General features: G+C 71.6%; 15 protein-coding genes. 8 read left to right on the top strand and 7 right to left on the bottom strand.

Annotated elements, in window-relative coordinates; all coding sequences use genetic code 11:
- The first annotated feature begins 146 nt into the window (after positions 1-146).
- On the top strand, positions 147-1,163 hold the full coding sequence (add, locus tag ACFRCG_RS16165) for an adenosine deaminase (RefSeq protein ID WP_380031939.1): 1,017 nt from the start codon (positions 147-149) through the stop codon (positions 1,161-1,163).
- A gap of 63 nt (positions 1,164-1,226) precedes the next feature.
- Here add and ACFRCG_RS16160 read toward each other — a convergent pair whose 3' ends face one another.
- Both ACFRCG_RS16160 and ACFRCG_RS16155 read right to left on the bottom strand, forming a co-directional pair.
- Positions 1,227-2,399: a hypothetical protein gene (locus ACFRCG_RS16160; RefSeq protein WP_380031937.1), complete on the bottom strand. Its 1,173-nt coding sequence runs from the start codon at positions 2,397-2,399 to the stop codon at positions 1,227-1,229.
- The gene (locus ACFRCG_RS16155; protein ID WP_380031935.1) at positions 2,396-2,920 is read right to left on the bottom strand and encodes a SigE family RNA polymerase sigma factor; all 525 of its coding nucleotides are present in this window, start codon (positions 2,918-2,920) and stop codon (positions 2,396-2,398) included. The genes ACFRCG_RS16160 and ACFRCG_RS16155 overlap by 4 nt, the downstream gene beginning before the upstream one ends.
- A 149-nt stretch (positions 2,921-3,069) precedes the next feature.
- Between ACFRCG_RS16155 and ACFRCG_RS16150 the strand changes: the two genes are divergently transcribed.
- The 5 genes from ACFRCG_RS16150 to ACFRCG_RS16130 all read left to right on the top strand — a co-directional run bounded on the left by ACFRCG_RS16150 (position 3,070) and on the right by ACFRCG_RS16130 (position 8,950).
- Positions 3,070-3,393 (top strand): PadR family transcriptional regulator, encoded by a 324-nt coding sequence (locus ACFRCG_RS16150; protein WP_078975830.1) that lies wholly within the window; start codon positions 3,070-3,072, stop codon positions 3,391-3,393.
- On the top strand, positions 3,390-4,766 hold the full coding sequence (locus tag ACFRCG_RS16145; protein ID WP_380031933.1) for an HAAS signaling domain-containing protein: 1,377 nt from the start codon (positions 3,390-3,392) through the stop codon (positions 4,764-4,766). The genes ACFRCG_RS16150 and ACFRCG_RS16145 overlap by 4 nt, the downstream gene beginning before the upstream one ends.
- A gap of 249 nt (positions 4,767-5,015) precedes the next feature.
- On the top strand, positions 5,016-7,229 hold the full coding sequence (locus ACFRCG_RS16140) for a BTAD domain-containing putative transcriptional regulator (RefSeq protein WP_380031931.1): 2,214 nt from the start codon (positions 5,016-5,018) through the stop codon (positions 7,227-7,229).
- Between the two features lie 213 nt (positions 7,230-7,442).
- Positions 7,443-8,039 (top strand): winged helix-turn-helix transcriptional regulator, encoded by a 597-nt coding sequence (locus tag ACFRCG_RS16135; RefSeq protein WP_380031928.1) that lies wholly within the window; start codon positions 7,443-7,445, stop codon positions 8,037-8,039.
- A gap of 80 nt (positions 8,040-8,119) precedes the next feature.
- A complete protein-coding gene (locus ACFRCG_RS16130; RefSeq protein ID WP_380031926.1) occupies positions 8,120-8,950 on the top strand; it encodes a MerR family transcriptional regulator in 831 nt (276 codons plus the stop codon).
- A gap of 19 nt (positions 8,951-8,969) precedes the next feature.
- On the opposite strand, the gene erm is transcribed toward ACFRCG_RS16130, so the two are convergent.
- From erm to ACFRCG_RS16115, 3 genes are all read right to left on the bottom strand, one after another.
- Positions 8,970-9,806: a 23S ribosomal RNA methyltransferase Erm gene (gene erm / locus ACFRCG_RS16125; protein WP_380031923.1), complete on the bottom strand. Its 837-nt coding sequence runs from the start codon at positions 9,804-9,806 to the stop codon at positions 8,970-8,972.
- A gap of 224 nt (positions 9,807-10,030) precedes the next feature.
- Entirely contained in the window at positions 10,031-10,231 is a 201-nt protein-coding gene (locus ACFRCG_RS16120; RefSeq protein ID WP_380031921.1) for a DUF397 domain-containing protein, read from the bottom strand.
- A complete protein-coding gene (locus ACFRCG_RS16115) occupies positions 10,228-11,064 on the bottom strand; it encodes a helix-turn-helix domain-containing protein (RefSeq protein WP_380031918.1) in 837 nt (278 codons plus the stop codon). Before ACFRCG_RS16115 ends, ACFRCG_RS16120 begins: the two co-directional genes overlap by 4 nt.
- Before the next feature lie 215 nt (positions 11,065-11,279).
- On the opposite strand from ACFRCG_RS16115, the gene ACFRCG_RS16110 reads away from it, so the two are divergent.
- Positions 11,280-11,729, top strand: coding sequence for an ATP-binding protein (locus ACFRCG_RS16110; protein ID WP_380031916.1), 450 nt, complete (start codon positions 11,280-11,282; stop codon positions 11,727-11,729).
- 84 nt (positions 11,730-11,813) lie between these two features.
- Here ACFRCG_RS16110 and ACFRCG_RS16105 read toward each other — a convergent pair whose 3' ends face one another.
- Positions 11,814-12,878, bottom strand: a complete 1,065-nt coding sequence (locus ACFRCG_RS16105) for an aldo/keto reductase (RefSeq protein WP_380031913.1) — start codon at positions 12,876-12,878, stop codon at positions 11,814-11,816.
- 118 nt (positions 12,879-12,996) lie between these two features.
- On the opposite strand from ACFRCG_RS16105, the gene ACFRCG_RS16100 reads away from it, so the two are divergent.
- A complete protein-coding gene (locus tag ACFRCG_RS16100; RefSeq protein ID WP_380031912.1) occupies positions 12,997-13,848 on the top strand; it encodes a helix-turn-helix transcriptional regulator in 852 nt (283 codons plus the stop codon).
- Between the two features lie 373 nt (positions 13,849-14,221).
- Here the strand turns inward: ACFRCG_RS16100 and ACFRCG_RS16095 are convergent, their stop codons facing one another.
- Entirely contained in the window at positions 14,222-15,193 is a 972-nt protein-coding gene (locus ACFRCG_RS16095) for an SDR family NAD(P)-dependent oxidoreductase (RefSeq protein ID WP_380031910.1), read from the bottom strand.

Genomic DNA, 15,193 nt, shown 5'->3' with positions numbered 1-15,193 from the left:
GTGAAGAGGTGGGTGGAATCGGCCATGCGGGAGAGCGGCAGTCGGGTTCCGGCGACGCGGCCGGTCGGGTGCGGGGTCCGGCGCGCCCGGGGGCATACGGTTGGCGTTTGTCGGGCGAGTGGGTGTTCGAGTCGGAGGGTCGGTTCATGCGTGACATGCGGGACTTCATCGGCGGGCTGCCGAAGTGCGAGTTGCATCTGCACATCGAGGGGACGTTGGAGCCCGAGTTGAAGTTCGCGCTCGCCGAGCGCAACGGGATCGAATTGCCGTACGCCTCGGTCGAGGAGATGCGGGCGACGTACCGGTTCGACAGTCTCGCCTCCTTCCTGACCGTCTACTACGACGGCATGCGGGTCCTGCTGCACGAGCCGGACTTCTACGACCTGGCGATGGCCTACCTGCGCAAGGCCGCCTCGCAGAACGTGCGTTACGTCGAGATGTTCTTCGACCCCCAGGCGCACACCGGCCGGGGTGTGCCGTTCGACGTGGTGGTGCGCGGGCTCACCCGGGCGATCGGGGACGCGCGGCGCGAACTGGGCATTCGGGCCCAGCTGATCATGTGCTTCCTGCGCGACTTCCAGGCCGAGTACGCGATGGCCACGCTCGTGCAGTCGCTGGCGTACCGCGAGTGGATCGTGGGGATCGGGCTGGATTCGGACGAGCGCGGCAACCCGCCGGCCAAGTTCGCCGCCGTCTACGCGCGCGCACGGGCCGAGGGCTACCGGTTGACGATGCACTGCGACGTCGACCAGGAGAACAGCGTCGAGCACATCCGGCAGGCCATCGAGGACATCGGCGTGGACCGCATCGACCACGGGTCGAACGCGCTGGAGGACCCCAAGCTGGTCGCCGCGATCAAGGAGCGCAGCCTCGGACTGACGGTGTGTCCGGTGTCGAACTCCTTCGTGGTGGACGGGATCAAGGGCGCGGAGATCCGGCGGATGCTGGACGAGGGCATCCTGGTCACGATCAACTCCGACGACCCCGCCTACATGGACGCGTACGTCCAGGAGAACCTGGAGCGCACTCAGGCGGACCTCGGCCTGACCGAGGCGGAGGTGGCCCGGTTCGAATACAACGCGTTCGCCATCGCGTGGTTGCCGGAGGACGTCAAGGACGCGTACATCGCCGAGCTGGACGCCTGGGTGGCGGCAGCCGGCTGAAACCGGGCATACGCCGAACTCCCGTGGCAATCAAGGGAGTTCGGCGTAATGGCGGGTTGGTGGTCAGGACAGCGGGGCGACCCACGTGTCCGGCGCGGCGCAGGTGGTGAAACTCGCCGTCTCGAACATCTTCCGCAATACCGGATAGGGCACGAGGTTGTTGTCCTGGACGGTGATCAGCGTCTCGCATTCGTTCACCTTGGCGACGAGGATCGCGCCTCCCTTCGGCGGGCTCAGGCCCGCGCCCGGCTTGGTGAAGTACCAGGTGTCGTATCCCGCGAGCACCGTCGGCGGGCCGGTCTCGGAGACGATGTCCAGCCGGCCGCTGTCCGACGCCGAGAGTTGGACGCGCAGCGCGCCCACCTCGGTCAGGCCGAGCAGGTCGCTCCGCTTCAACACGGGATTCGCGGCGGCGCCGAAGACGAGGACGGAGTTGGACTCGCTCGGCGTGTAGGTCGACGAGCCGCCGTAGTCGAGCCGGAGCGTGTCCGGCACGTAGTTGAGGCGGTAGGGGGTGGTGACGCCGGTGGGCCGGAGCCGGACCGCGTCGGCCACCCGCAGCAGCTCGGTGCGTTTGTTCGTGCCGGAGACGATCACCCAGGACCCGGAGGCATCGCGCCACGCGACCACCGGCGCTCGCGTGTCCTTCGGCGGCAGGAACCCGATCTTCCCGTTCTCGTCGGGGCCGCCCGGTTTGGGCGCGGTGATGTTCTCCGGGCCCTGATGGTAGGAGGCCGGATCGATCAGGTAGTTCTCGACATAGCGGGCCGGGTGTCCCTGCACGGTGACCGCCTCGCCCGCCTCGATCGCCGCCGTGTCGACGTCCGCCGGTGCGTAGACGCCGACATCGCCGCCGGCGCCGGTGCGGGTGACGTTGTTCGTGCGGATGGTGGCCAGCGCGGTGGTCCCGGAGAAGCCCTGCTCCAGGGGGAAGAAGCCGTCGCTCCGGTCGACGTCGATGGTCACGGCCGGCGGCTTGACCACGGGGGCGACCGGCGGCCTGGTCGCCGCGGGGGCGGCCACCCGGCCCGGCCCGTCGTCGTCGAGGCGGTCGAGGATCCCGGGGCCGACCGCGCCGAGCGCGATCACCGTGACCACGGCCAGCCCGCTCGCGGTCAGCCGTCGTCGACGCACGCGTCGGGCGCCGAGGTATGCCCCCTCGATCAGGCCGTCGGGCGGTGGGGCCAGGTGTTCGTGCCGGGTCAGCGCCGCCTTGAGGTCTCGGATGTCGGTCATGCCGGTTCTCCCTGCGGAATCGACGGGATGCGGGTCGTTTCGACGGCCATCTCCACGCGCAGCGTGGCCAGGGCTCGGGACGCGTAGCCCCGGACGGTGCCGGCCCGGCAGTCCAGGGTCTCGGCGATCTCGTCGTCGGTGAGGCCCTCGTAGTAGCGCAGGACCAGGACGGCGCGCTGTCGACGGGGCAGTCGGCCCAGCCGGCGCCACAGGTCCTCGCCGGTGTCCACGTCGCCGGCGTGGTCGGGCACGCCGCTCGCCTCGAAGTGGTCGAGCGCGTCCTGGGTCAGCGCCACCGTGCGCACCGCCCGTCGTCGGCGCAGGGACAGGAACTCGTTGGTGACGATGGTGCGGACGTAGGCGTCGGGCCGATCCAGGCCGCCGATGCGTTTCCACCGCACGAACGCCTTGGTCAGCGCCTCCTGGACGAGGTCGCGGGCCAACTCCCGGTCCCCGCACAACAACGCGGCATAGCGCAGCAGGGCCGGCAGCCGCGCCGCCGCGAACTCCTCGAACCGCATCGTGCACGTCTCCTCGATCGGGTCCCGCCGAAGGCCTCTGCCTCTACAAACGCGAAGTCGAGCCGATCTGTTGTGCGGCGGGCGCGATCGGCCTCGGCCACTACTGTGCATTGCGTGGTACCGTGCAACGCATAAGAGCTGGAGGCGTCATGGATCCGAGTCAATTGCTCAAGGGAGTGCTGGACCTCGCGGTGCTCGCCGTGCTGCGCGAGGAGGACGGCTACGGCTACGACGTGCTGCGCCGGCTGCGCAAGGCCGGTCTCGACGACGTCGGCGACGCGTCGGTCTACGGCACGCTGCGGCGGCTGTACAACGCCGGACTTCTCACGTCCTACGTGGTGGCGAGCGACGAAGGCCCGAACCGCAAGTACTACGCCCTGAACGAGCCCGGCCGGCAGCGGTTCCGGGAGTCCACCGACACGTGGAACTCGTTCGCCCGGACGATGTCGGAACTGGTGGGGGAGACCCGATGAAGGACACCGCACTGCACCCCGTCGCGGCTGACTACCGCGTCGAGGTGGCCCGCATTCTGGCCGATCTGCCCGCCGTCGAGGCGGAGGAGATCCTGGACGACGTCGAGGTCAATCTGAGCGAGGTGGTCGCCGAACTCGACGGCGCGGTGACCTCCGACGCGCTCCGCGCCCGGCTCGGCACCCCGCACGAGTACGCCGCCGAACTGCGCGCGGCGGCCGGGTATCCGCCGCTGACGCCTGCCGGCGGCGACGGTCGGCTGCGCGGCGTCGGCAAGGTCGAACTCCTGATGCTGGGACTGCTTGTGGCGCTCGGCGCGGCGTTCGTGACCGGCGTCGCACTGGGCTCGCAGCAGGACTCGCGGGAGCGCTGGTGGATCTTTCCGTGCGTGCTCGCACTGGTTGTGGAGGCGGTGAACGCGCTGTGGCTGCGCGGGCGCGAGCGCGGCCTGCCGGAAGTCGCCGCACTGTCGGTCACGCGCCGCGCGAGGGCCCTCGGGGAGTCCTTGCGCACCGGGCGGTTCGCCGAGCCGGTGCGATTTCTGACGAGCCTACAGTCCGCCTGGTGGGTGGTGCGGGCGCTGGTCGCGTCCCTGCTCGCCTGGGTGATCGTGGGCGGGGTGTGGTGGCCGGTGGCGGTCGGACTCCTGGCTCTGGTCGCGTCGTTGTGGCTGGGATCGCGCTCGGGACACGACCGCCGACTGGTCTGGCTGGCGGTGCCGCTCAACGCGATGGTGGTCGGGCTCGGGATCGGCATGGTGAGCGGGGGACAGTTCGATTTCGGCGAGACCGTGCGGATGGAGTACACCGGGTCGAACCACCCCATGTACTACGGCAGTGCCGACGGCCAGCCGTTGGACAGCGGCACTCTGATGGGCACGTTGGACGGCAGGCCGCTGCAGAACATCTACCCGTTCGACGCACAGGGACGGCCGCTCAAGGACGTCCTGCTGTTCGACCAGAACGGCAGGCAACTCGGTTTGTACAGCGGCTTCCCGGACTACGGATGCACGGCCGACGGCCGGCCGATGGTGCCCAACCGGGAGAGCCTGCCCTTCCCGCAGCCTCGGGTCGAGCCGAACCGGGGCGCGCCGGGGTGCCGGATCGTGGAGGGCACGGCCCCGTTCACGATCGCGATCCCGGTCCGGCCGGGGCAGGCGCCGCAGTCGACCACGCCGCCGTCGGCGGGGGTGCCGGGCAACCCGCCCGCGACGGTGCCGAGTACGCCGCCGGGCACCGCACCGGGTGCGGCTCCCGGTGCGGCTCCCGGTACCACGCAGCAGCAACCCCCGCCCGCGTCCCCGGGCGCACCCTCGACGCGCCCCGAAGGTGAGCCACAGACCTCGGGCAACCCGCCTGGTGGGTCCGGGAGTTGATGAGCCGGGGCAGTCGGTCCAAGCCCGTTCGTCGGCCGCCGGGACCACCCGGCGGCCGACGAACGGCGGGGCGTCGGCGGCGGGGCGACATGCGCCCGGCATGCCGCCGGCATGTCGCCGACATGAGCCCGGAAAGCGTGTTCACCGGGCGTCGAGTCGGTGTTGATCCGGGTGTGGGACAACAGCCGGATGACTTCAGCCCCGGCCGCCGCTCGGCTGCTCGTGACGCATCAGTAAGGTCTCTTAACCATGCTGACGTTTCGTGTTCTGGGAGCGCTCGAAGCGTGGGACGGTGACCGGCGGGCCGACCTGCGGGGCCCACGCCATCGGGCCGTTCTCGCTCGGCTCGTCCTGGCGCGCGGGCACGTCGTACCGGTCGACCGGCTGATCGAGGACCTGTGGCACGGCGAGTCGCCGCACCGCGCGCTCGGGTCCGTGCAGACCTTCGTATCGCACCTGCGCCGTGCGCTCGAACCCGACCGCGCACCGCGCACCCCGTCGACGGTGCTGGTCACCGCGCCGCCGGGATACGCGTTCCGGGTCGGTACGGACGAGGTCGACGCGTGGCGGTTCGAGGCCCTGGTGCACCGCGCCGGCGGCCTCCTCGCGGCGGGGGCGGCGCAGGACGCGCTACGCGAGTTGTCCGCGGCGCTCGACCTGTGGCGCGGGCCCGCGTACGCGCAGTTCGCCGACGAGCCGTGGGCCCGGCCCGAGGCGGCCCGGCTGGAGGAGTTGCGCCTGGTCGCGGTGGAGCGTCGGGCCGAGGCCGGTCTCGCCATCGGGCAGGCGTCCGGGATCGTGCCCGGTCTGGAGGCACACGCGGCGGCGCACCCGCTGCGGGAGGAGAGTTGGCGGTTGTTGGCGCTGGCGCTGTACCGGTGTGCCCGCCAGGGCGACGCGCTCGCGGTGTTGCGCCGGGTACGGGCGGCGCTGCGCGCGGAGTTGGGGGTCGAGCCCGGGGCGCGGTTGCAGCGCCTGGAGGCGGACATCCTGGCCCACTCCGCCGAGTTGGACGCGCCGGCGGCGGTGCCGACGCCGGTCGCCATACCCGAGGCGCCCGCCGCGCATCGGGAAGTCGCGGAGCCGGTACGGGTTTTCGACGAGCCGGGGGAGGACGGGTTCGTGGCGCGCACGACCACGCTGATCGGTAGGGCCGACGAGACGACCGACCTGCTGAACGCGGCGAAGCGCGCCGACGGGCGGCTCGCGGTGGCGCTGGTCAGCGGTGATCCGGGCGAGGGCAAGACCGCGTTGACCGAGCATGTCCGCGAGTTGCTGGCCGCCGAGGGCTGGCGGGCGGCGTGGGGGCGCTGCCCCGAATCGGGCGGCGCGCCCGCCGGGTGGCCGTGGACCCAGATGTTGCGCACCCTGGCCGCGGTGAGCCCCCCGGACGAGGACACCGCGCGCGTGTTGGCGCCGCTGCTCGCCGACTCGTACAGCCCGGTGGGCGATCAGGCCGCTGCCAAGCTGATGTTGCACCAGGCGGTGGTGCGCTATCTGGCCCGGGCCACCGCGGAGACCCCGTGGCTGCTGGTCCTGGACGACGTGCACCGCGCCGACGAGGAGACGCTGGCGCTGCTGTGCCACCTGGCCACCGACCGGGACGCGACCGGTCGGGTGCTGCTCGTGGTCACCTATCGGCACAACGAGGTGGGCGACCTGCTCGCCGACGCGCTGGCCCGGCTGGCGCGCTGCGGTCCCGAACGGGTCGAACTCACCGGCCTGGCCCCGGAGGCGGTGGGCGACCTGGTCCGCGGCGCGGTCTCGGCGGCGATCGACGAGGACACCGTACGGGCCATCGTGGACCGCACCGCGGGCAACCCGTTCTACGTCCTGGAGACGGCCCGCGTGCTGGCCGCGGAGGGCGCGCACGCGGCGGTGTCCGAGGTGCCGGTCGGGGTGCGGGACGTGATCCGCCGGCATGTGGCCGGCTTGCCCAAGGCCGCGCAGGAGGTGCTCAAGCAGGCGTGTGTGCTCGGCCGGGACATCGACGTCGACATCCTGCTCGCGCAGAGCGGCACGGACGAGGACACGGTGCTCGACGCGGTCGAGTCGGCGCTGCTGACCGGACTGCTCGTGGAGCCCGACGCGGGTCAACTGCGGTTCACCCACGCGCTGGTGCGGGACACCCTCTACGAGGACCTGTCCCAGCTGCGCCGGGCCCGGATGCACGCGCGCACGGCCGAGGCGATCGAGGCGGTACGGCCCCGGGACGTCTCCGCGCTGGCGCACCACTACCTGGCCTCCGCCTCGCGCGCGACGGCGGCGAAGGCCGCCCACTACGCCCGCTTGGCCGCCCTGGACGCGGAGATCCACTTCGCCTACCGGGAGGCCGCCGAGTTGTGGCGCGGCGCGCTGGCGGCCTTCGACCGCTCCGGCGCCGCCGACGAGGCGGCCCGTACCGAGTTGGAGGCCGGCGTGACCCGCTCCCTCGCCCAGTCCGGCGACCACGGCCACGACTGACCGTCGGGAGCGGCCCCCGGCCCCCGGCGCCGGAGGGGCCTCGATCAGGTGCGCGGCCACGCGGGGTGTGCGCGTCCAGGTCGGCGGGGTGCGCCTTGGCCGGGCCCCCGTCGCGCTTGCGCACGGAGTTCGGATGGCGTCGACGAGGTACGCCTCGTTGCTCGTGGCAGCCGCCTTTCGACCATGTGAGTTGGGGATGGCAACCTTGTGGGCGTGGTCGTCAACGCTGATTCCTCCGGCTCCTCGGGCTCCTTCGGCTCCTCCGGCTCGTCGAACGCCTCGAACGCCTCCTCGGCCGATTCCGGTCGGGTGCCCGAGGGGGCTGCGGCGGGTGCTCCCGCGCCGTCCCGCGCCGGTCGGGCGCCGGTCGGCCGGCCCTGCTCGGTCGCTTCGGCGCTCGGCGTGGTCGGTGAGAAGTGGGCGCTGTTGGCCATCCGCGAAATGGGCTTCGGCAACCACCGCTTCGACGCGATCGTGCGCAACACGGGGGCACCCCGGGACATCCTGACCGCCAGGCTGCGTGCCCTGGAGGCGGCCGGGGTCCTGGAGCGGCGGCGCTACCAGGACCGGCCGCCGCGCTTCGAGTACCACCTGACCGCCCGGGGCCGCGACCTCGCGCCGGTGCTGCAGACCCTCGCGGCCTGGGGCGACCGGTGGCTGACCGACGAGCCGCCGGTGGACTTCCGGCACGGGGACCACCCGCTCGACCCCGCGCTGATGTGTCGCGGCTGCGGCGAGGAGGTGGCTCCGGGCAGCCTGCACATCCACGTGCGGGCACCGGGATGGGACCTGGCGGGGCCGGTGGAGTGAGGGCGCGGGCCGGTGGGGTGGGGCCGCGGGCCCGCCGGCTTGACCCTGACACCGTGTGAGGCCGTGCACTGGGAGGCGTCATGTTCACCATTGGAGACTTCGCCCGACACGGCAACGTGTCCGTCCGCATGTTGCGGCACTACGACGCCATCGGCCTGCTGCGCCCCGACCGGGTCGACCCGGTCAGCGGCTACCGCTTCTATCGCGCCGAGCAGCTCGCCCGGCTCAACCGGGTGATCGCGCTGAAGGACCTCGGCTTCACCCTCCAGCAGGTCCGGAGCATCCTGGACGAGCAGGTGAGCGCCGGCGAGCTGCGCGGCATGTTGCGGCTGCGCCGGGCCGAGCTCGCCGCGGCGGTGGCGGCGGACGGCCGGCGGCTGGCCCAGGTCGAGGCGAGGCTCCGCACCATCGAGGCGGAGGGCCGGATGGCCGACGACGACGTCGTGCTCAAGCGCATTCCCGGGGTCCGGGTGGCCGTACTGACCGCGACCACCCCGGTCGACGCCGACGGGCCGCGCGACATCGGGCCGATCATCGGGCCGTTGTACGACGAACTGTGCCGCCGGATGGCCGCCGCCGGGGTGGCGGCGACCGGGCCGGGCATCGCCTACTACGAGGTCTCGCCCGACCGGGACGACACGATCGTCATCAACGCCGGCATCACGGTCGCGGCCGACCCGCGCCCCGAACACGACTTCGCGATCGTGGACCTGCCGCCGATCGAGCAGGCCGCCACCTTCGTGCATCGGGGCTCGATGGACGACGTGATGACCGGCGTACAGGCCCTGGCCCGCTGGATCGACGCCAACGGCCACCGCTCCCTCGGCTACCCGCGCGAGGTCAACCTGGAGTGCCCACCGGACCCGAGGCAGTGGGTGACCGAACTCCAGGAGCCGATCGCGCGGGCCTGAGCGCGGGCCGCCGCTCACGTCACCGCCCGGACCGATACCGCCCCGGGCGCGGTCGGCCGCCGCGGACACCGCCGTCGTTCGCGCGTGCTGCCCGCTCGACCGCCCGCCACAGCGAGGCCCACTGACCCGCCGTCACGTCCTTGGGCAGCGCGAGGGGGGAGATCCGGGCCGCGACGAGCCGGTCGCGCACCTCGGCACCGGGCAACCGGCCCGTGCGATCCAGGATTTCGCGCAGCCCGCGCCCCGGCCCGGTGAACACGTGGCGGACGAACTCCTGGTACGGCTCCCGCGCCCCGACGACCAGCGGCGTACTCCGGCGCGTCATCGACAACAGCCCGCCGTCCACCGAGGGCATCGGCCGAAACGCCCGAGCCGGGACGCGCGCGTGCACCTCGAAGTCGAACCACGGCCACCAGGCCGCCGTCAGCATCGAGGCCCCGCCCACACCCGCCCGGCGCCGGGCCACCTCCCACTGCACCAGCAGCACCGCGGATCGCCAGTGTCCGGTGTCGAGCAGCCGCCGCAGCACCGCAGTCGTCAGGTGGAAGGGCAGGTTGCCCACCACGGTGAAGGGCCGATCGGGAAACCGGTACCGCAACACATCGCCCGCCACGATCCGGACGTGCCCGGGCACCCGGCGGGCCAGCCGCCGGGCGCGCCGCGGATCGAGCTCGACCGCGGTGAGCGGCCGACCGGTGCGGCTCAGCGGGAGGGTGAGGGCACCGTCACCGGGCCCGATCTCCACGACCGGTCCGGACGTACGCCCGACCAGGTCCGTGAAGAGGTCGATCACCGCGGGATCGACGAGGAAGTTCTGACCAAGCTCATGGCGTCCGCCATGAGTGGGGTAGGGCACGAGAAGGCTCCGCAAGGCAGTTCGGAGCCGGGCAGCCCGAAACGGCCGCACCGGCAGGGACCCGAAGTGCGGCGGAACCGGAAGAGAAAAAGCCTCGGCCCGCCGCTAGTGGCGGCGAGTCCTCGTGAATGCGGCGGCGAACATGTCGACCACCCTAGCCCGGGTGGGTCGACCGGCTCATCCCGATTTTCGGCGCGGTCGATCGCCGGCGGCGGCGGGCCGGGTCACCCGTGTCGCAGCGCGGCCAGGAACTCGGGCCAGGCGTGGTGGGGCAGGCGCAGCCGGGCCTGCGCCGGGCGCTTGCTGTCTCGGATCGTGAGGTGGGCGGTGCGCGGGGCCACTTCCACGCAGTCGCCCTGATGTCCCGAGTGGGTGGACTTGCGCCAGGCGACGGGGACGACGGGGGCTTTCGGGGTGTCGTTCACAGGGATCGCATCCTTGCCGAGATGAGGGTTCTGGACTCGTCGGTGGAGAGGGCGTTGGCGAACAGGTAGTCGAGGTGGCGGCGATAGCGGCGCAGGTCGCGATCCTCCTCCTTGATCAGCATGCCGCCGTGGTATTCGACGAACAGCACGCCGGGCGCGTGTGGGCCGGAGAAATCGAACATGGTCAGGCCGCCGTTGTAGGCGTTCGCGGTGGAACTCGTCGGTATCACGTGGATGTCGATGTTGGGCAATTCACCGAGTTCGAGGAGATGGGCGAGTTGGCGGGTGAGTACGCCGCGACCGCCGATCTCGCATTGCAGGGCCCCGTCGGCGAGCACGGAGCGGAACCTGGCCGGATTCTGCCCGGTGAGCACACGCTGACGCCGCATCCGGATCTCCACGAGCGCGTCGGCCCGTTCGGGGTCGGGGATCATCGGCCCGGAGCCGATCACCGCCGCCGCGTAGTCGCGGGTCTGGAGCAGGCCGAGGATCATCCCGGCGTTGGCGGCCCGGATCTCCGTGGCCTGGGACTCCAGCGCGATCAGTTCCTCGTAGGCGGCGTCGAGCACGTCCGAGTAGGCGACCCACCAGCGCGGCCCGCGCGTCTCGATCAGGAGTGCTTCGAGGCGTTCGACGTCGGTCGCACACACCCCGTATATGCCGCAGAGGCGACGCAGATCGTGCCGGGACACCGCGACCTTCGCGGTCTCGATGCGGCTGATCTTGGATTGATCCCAGCCACACGAATCGGCCACCTCCTCGCCGGACAGACCCGACGCCGTGCGGAGCAGCCGCAGTTCCGTACCCAATCGGCGTCTGGCATAGCTGCGCATCTGGGTCCTCCCGGGGTGGCTTCGTCCGGGATTGTGCTCCGGGTCTGAATGGAACGCGACCGGATTTGGTCGGCGTCACCCGAAAGAGTTATTTATGTCGAAGTACTTGGTTGCATTTATGCGGCGCGGCGATGCTCGGTGTGGGCCGCTTTCTTCTTTCTTCCCGGTGAGAACGGGTGTCCCAGCTGCGGTCCACATCGGATTGGGGAGAAGACATGCCTGCCACCCGGATTCACGCGCCGGCCGATCGGGCCGGTCATCACATGTTGGCCCCCGTCGCCGAACTCCGCTGTGTCGGTACGGCCGAACTGGTGCGACACGTGCGCAACTTCGTCCACGAGTGCGCGATCGGGGCGGGCGCCTCGGCCGACACGGCGCAGACCACGAAGCTGCTGGCGAGCGAGCTGGTGTCCAACGCGGTCCGGCACACGCCGGATGGCACCGTGGTCCGGGTCGAACTGCTGCACGACGTGCCCTGCGGGCAGTTGGTGGTCGGCGTCGAGGACGGCGGGGCGGCCATCCCGGCGGCCCCGCGCCGACACCGCCCGTCCTGGGACGCGGAGTCGGGGCGGGGCATCCCGCTGATGACGAGCCTGGCCAACGAATGCGGCGTGACGCCGCTCCCCGACGGCAAGCGGGTGTGGTTCGCGTTGGCGATGAGTTGACGCGGGGTGTGCGTCGGGTGAGCACGTCGCGGCTCGGGGAGTGGCCTGGATCGACCCCGAGGACGGCGATCGGCTCGCCGGGTGTCAGCGGCGGGTTTCGATCCTCAGGTCGCCGGTGGTCACGGTGCGGATGTGGTCGCCGGCGAGTATGTCGTGCGGGAAGCCGAGTGCGATCGTGCTCACCTCGTCGAGGCGGGCCAGATGGGCGGCGGTGAAGTCGACGTCCAGGGCGCCCAGGTTGTCCGCCAGTTGGGCGGCGGTGCGGGCGCCGATGATCGGTGCGGTCACGTGTGGGTGGCGCAGGGTCCAGGCCAGGGCGACCTGGGCGGGAGTGCGGTCCAGTTCCGCGGCGACCTCCTTCACGACGTCGGCGATGACGAGGTCGCGTTCGGTGAGCGTGCCCAGGGCGAGGTTCCGGCGGGTGCCGTCGCCGACCGCGGTTCGCGTCGCGGTCAGGTCGTCGCGACCGTACTTGCCGGTGAGCACTCCGCCGGCCAGTGGTGAATACGGGACCACCCCCAGCCCCAACTCGCGTGCCATGGGGATCAGGTCACGTTCCCCCGTGCGCTCGATCAGGTTGAACTCGATCTGCAACGCGACGAGCGGCGACCAGCCGCGCAGGTCGGCGATCGCCTGCATGCGCGACACCTGCCAGGCCGGGGTGTTGGAGATGCCCACATAGAGGACCTTGCCCTGGCGGACCAGATCGTCCAGGCCGCGCAGGATCTCGTCGACCGGCGTACGGAAATCCCATACGTGCAGGTAGAGCAGATCGATGTAGTCGGTGTTCAGCTGCCGCAGGCCGGCCTCCACCGACGCGAACAGGTTCTTCCGGTGCGCGCCGCCGGCGTTCGGGTCGCCGGGACGGCGCAGCGTCGAGTACTTCGTCGCCAGAACCAGGCTCTCCCGCCGGTCGCGGATGAACTCGCCCAGCAGGCGGTGGGAACTGCCGTCGGTGTAGGTGTCGGCGGTGTCGATGAAGTTGCCGCCGCGCTCGACGTAGGTGTCGAACAGCCGGCGTGCCTCGTCCCGCTCGGATCCCCAGCCCCAATCGGTGCCGAAGGTCGCCGCGCCCAGCGCCAGGGGTGAGACCCGCAGCCCGGAGCGGCCCATCAGCCGGTAGGTGTCGAGGGTGAGTGTCCTTGTCATCGTGTCCTCCTGTGGGCGTGATCCGATGCCGGGTACCAGCGTGTGACCGCCGCGAACAGGGAGTAAGGGAGAGGACATCCTGGGAACGCCGATCCCACCCTTGGCTGTTGGCACGGACATGACGACTGGCACGGACATGACGACCACCCACGCCGTGGACACGACACAGGAGTTGGCCGCGTTCCTGCGCGCCAGGCGGGAGCGGTTGGACCCGCACGACCTCGGCCTGCCGGTGCGTCGGCGGCCCCGACGCACTCCCGGGCTGCGCCGCGAGGAGGTCGCCGAACTGGCCGGGGTCAGCGTGGACTACGTCGTACGGCTGGAGCAGGGTCGCGGGACGCGGCCCTCGGCCGACGTGGTGGAGGCACTGGCCAGGGCATTGCGGCTGGCCCCGGCCGAACGGGCCTACCTCTTCGACCTGGCCCGCCGACGCCCCGACACGGCCGACGAGCCGGCGACGGGCGCCGCGCCGCTGTTGGCCGGATTGGTGGCCGACCTGTCGCCGCTGCCGGCCATGCTGATGAACCACCGCTACGACGTGCTGGCCTGGAATCGGGAGGCGACGAGGCTGCTGATCGACTTCGCCGCTCTCCCGCCGGCGCGGCGCAACGCGATGTGGTTGTGTCTGATGCACCCGGTTCTGCGCGAGCTATACGTCGATCGGGACCGTGTGGTGCGCGAGGGGGTCGCCCACCTGCGCGCGGCGTGGGCCGCACATCCGGAGGATCGCGCGCTGACCGCCCTCATCGCGGAACTGCACGCGGGGGAGCCGGAGTTCGCGCGGTTGTGGGCCGAGCGCGACATCGGGATCCACGGCCGCGGGCACAAGGTGCTGCGCCACCCGGAGGCGGGCACGCTCACGATGCACTTCGAGGTGCTGGTGCCGTTGCAGGACCCGAGCCGGCGCCTGCTGGTCTTCCGGGCTGCGGACGAGGAGAGCAGGACGGCGCTGGACGACTTGTGCGCGTGAGCCTGATCAACGTCGGGTCCGGTCTCGTCACGGTGCAGCCCGTCGACGGGGCGGCGAAATGGACCCGACCGCTACGAGGTTCGGCACACTCCCGACTCGCCGCCGTGGATTCCCGAACGCATCCGATGAACAGCGAAAGCGGCCGGGTGGCTCGATTCCAGGCAAGTACCCGGCCGCTGTCTCCATCGATCCACTGTGAGGCAGTGATGGAGATTCAAGAATATCCGGAAGACGCGGGGCGGTTGGCGCGTCGATCGTGTCGGGCGGGTGGTGAAGGCGGTGCCGTTGGCCGGGTCGGCGGTGCGGGAGTTCGGGCCGTGTGGTGGACCGACCTGGTCGACACCCCGATCGCCCGCCGGCGGCGTGGGCGACGTCATCGGGTGATGGGCGGGGCGCCGGTCGCGGCGATGGAGAGGTCCCAGAGGCGCGCGGCCTCGTCGGGGTCGATGGCGTACGCGCGCACGCCGCCGTCGTCCATCGGCTCGTCGGGGGCGGAGACGCGGGCGACGTCGCAGTCTTCGAGGTAGAGCCCGCCCCGTCCGTCGAGCAGCGCGGACGTCGCGGCCCACACTCCGGTGGCGGCGCCCTGGGAGGCGGTCTTGAAGCCGGCCCCGATCACATTGCCGTGTTCGTCCACCCAGCCGCGATCGATCTGCTCCTGCAACGCCATCTCGCGCTGCAGACCGGTGATGATCTTGCCCGGATGCAGCGCGAACGCCCGGACGCCGTCGCCGCGCCCGAGCGCGTCGAGGTGCACGGCGAACAGGGCGTTGGCGGTCTTGGACTGACCGTAGGCCAACCACTTGTCGTAGCCGGTGCGGAAGTGCGGATCGTGCCGGCGGATGCCGGTCAGGGTGTGTCCGGCGGAGCTGTTGACCACGACACGAGCGCCGTCGGCGGCGACCAGGAGGGGATACAGCTCGCACGCGAGGGCGAGGTGCCCGAGGTGGTTGGCCGCGAACTGCCTTTCCCAGCCGGGTCCGACGCGTCGTTCCGGGGTGGCCATGACTCCGGCGGTGGCCATCAGCAGGTCGAGCCGGTCGACGGATTCGCCGATCCACGCGGCGGCGGACCGCACGCTGTCCAGGTCGGTCAGGTCCATGGCGACGACCTCGCAGCCCGGTATCCCCTGAAGCGCGGCCCGGGCCACATCGGGACGACGGGCCGGAACGATGACCCTGGCCCGCGCTGTGGCCAGCGTCCGGGCGGTCTCCAGGCCGAGGCCGGAGTAGCCCCCGGTCACCACGGCGGTCATGCCGGACAGGTCGCGGTCGGCCACGACGTCCGAGGCGTGGGTGGCGGCGGAGAAGGGTGAGCCGAGGGGTTGCTGAGCGGTGATCGTCAT

This window comes from Embleya sp. NPDC056575, assembly GCF_042793325.1.
Classification (GTDB): domain Bacteria; phylum Actinomycetota; class Actinomycetes; order Streptomycetales; family Streptomycetaceae; genus Embleya.
This window is presented reverse-complemented; position numbering and strand designations above follow the sequence as displayed.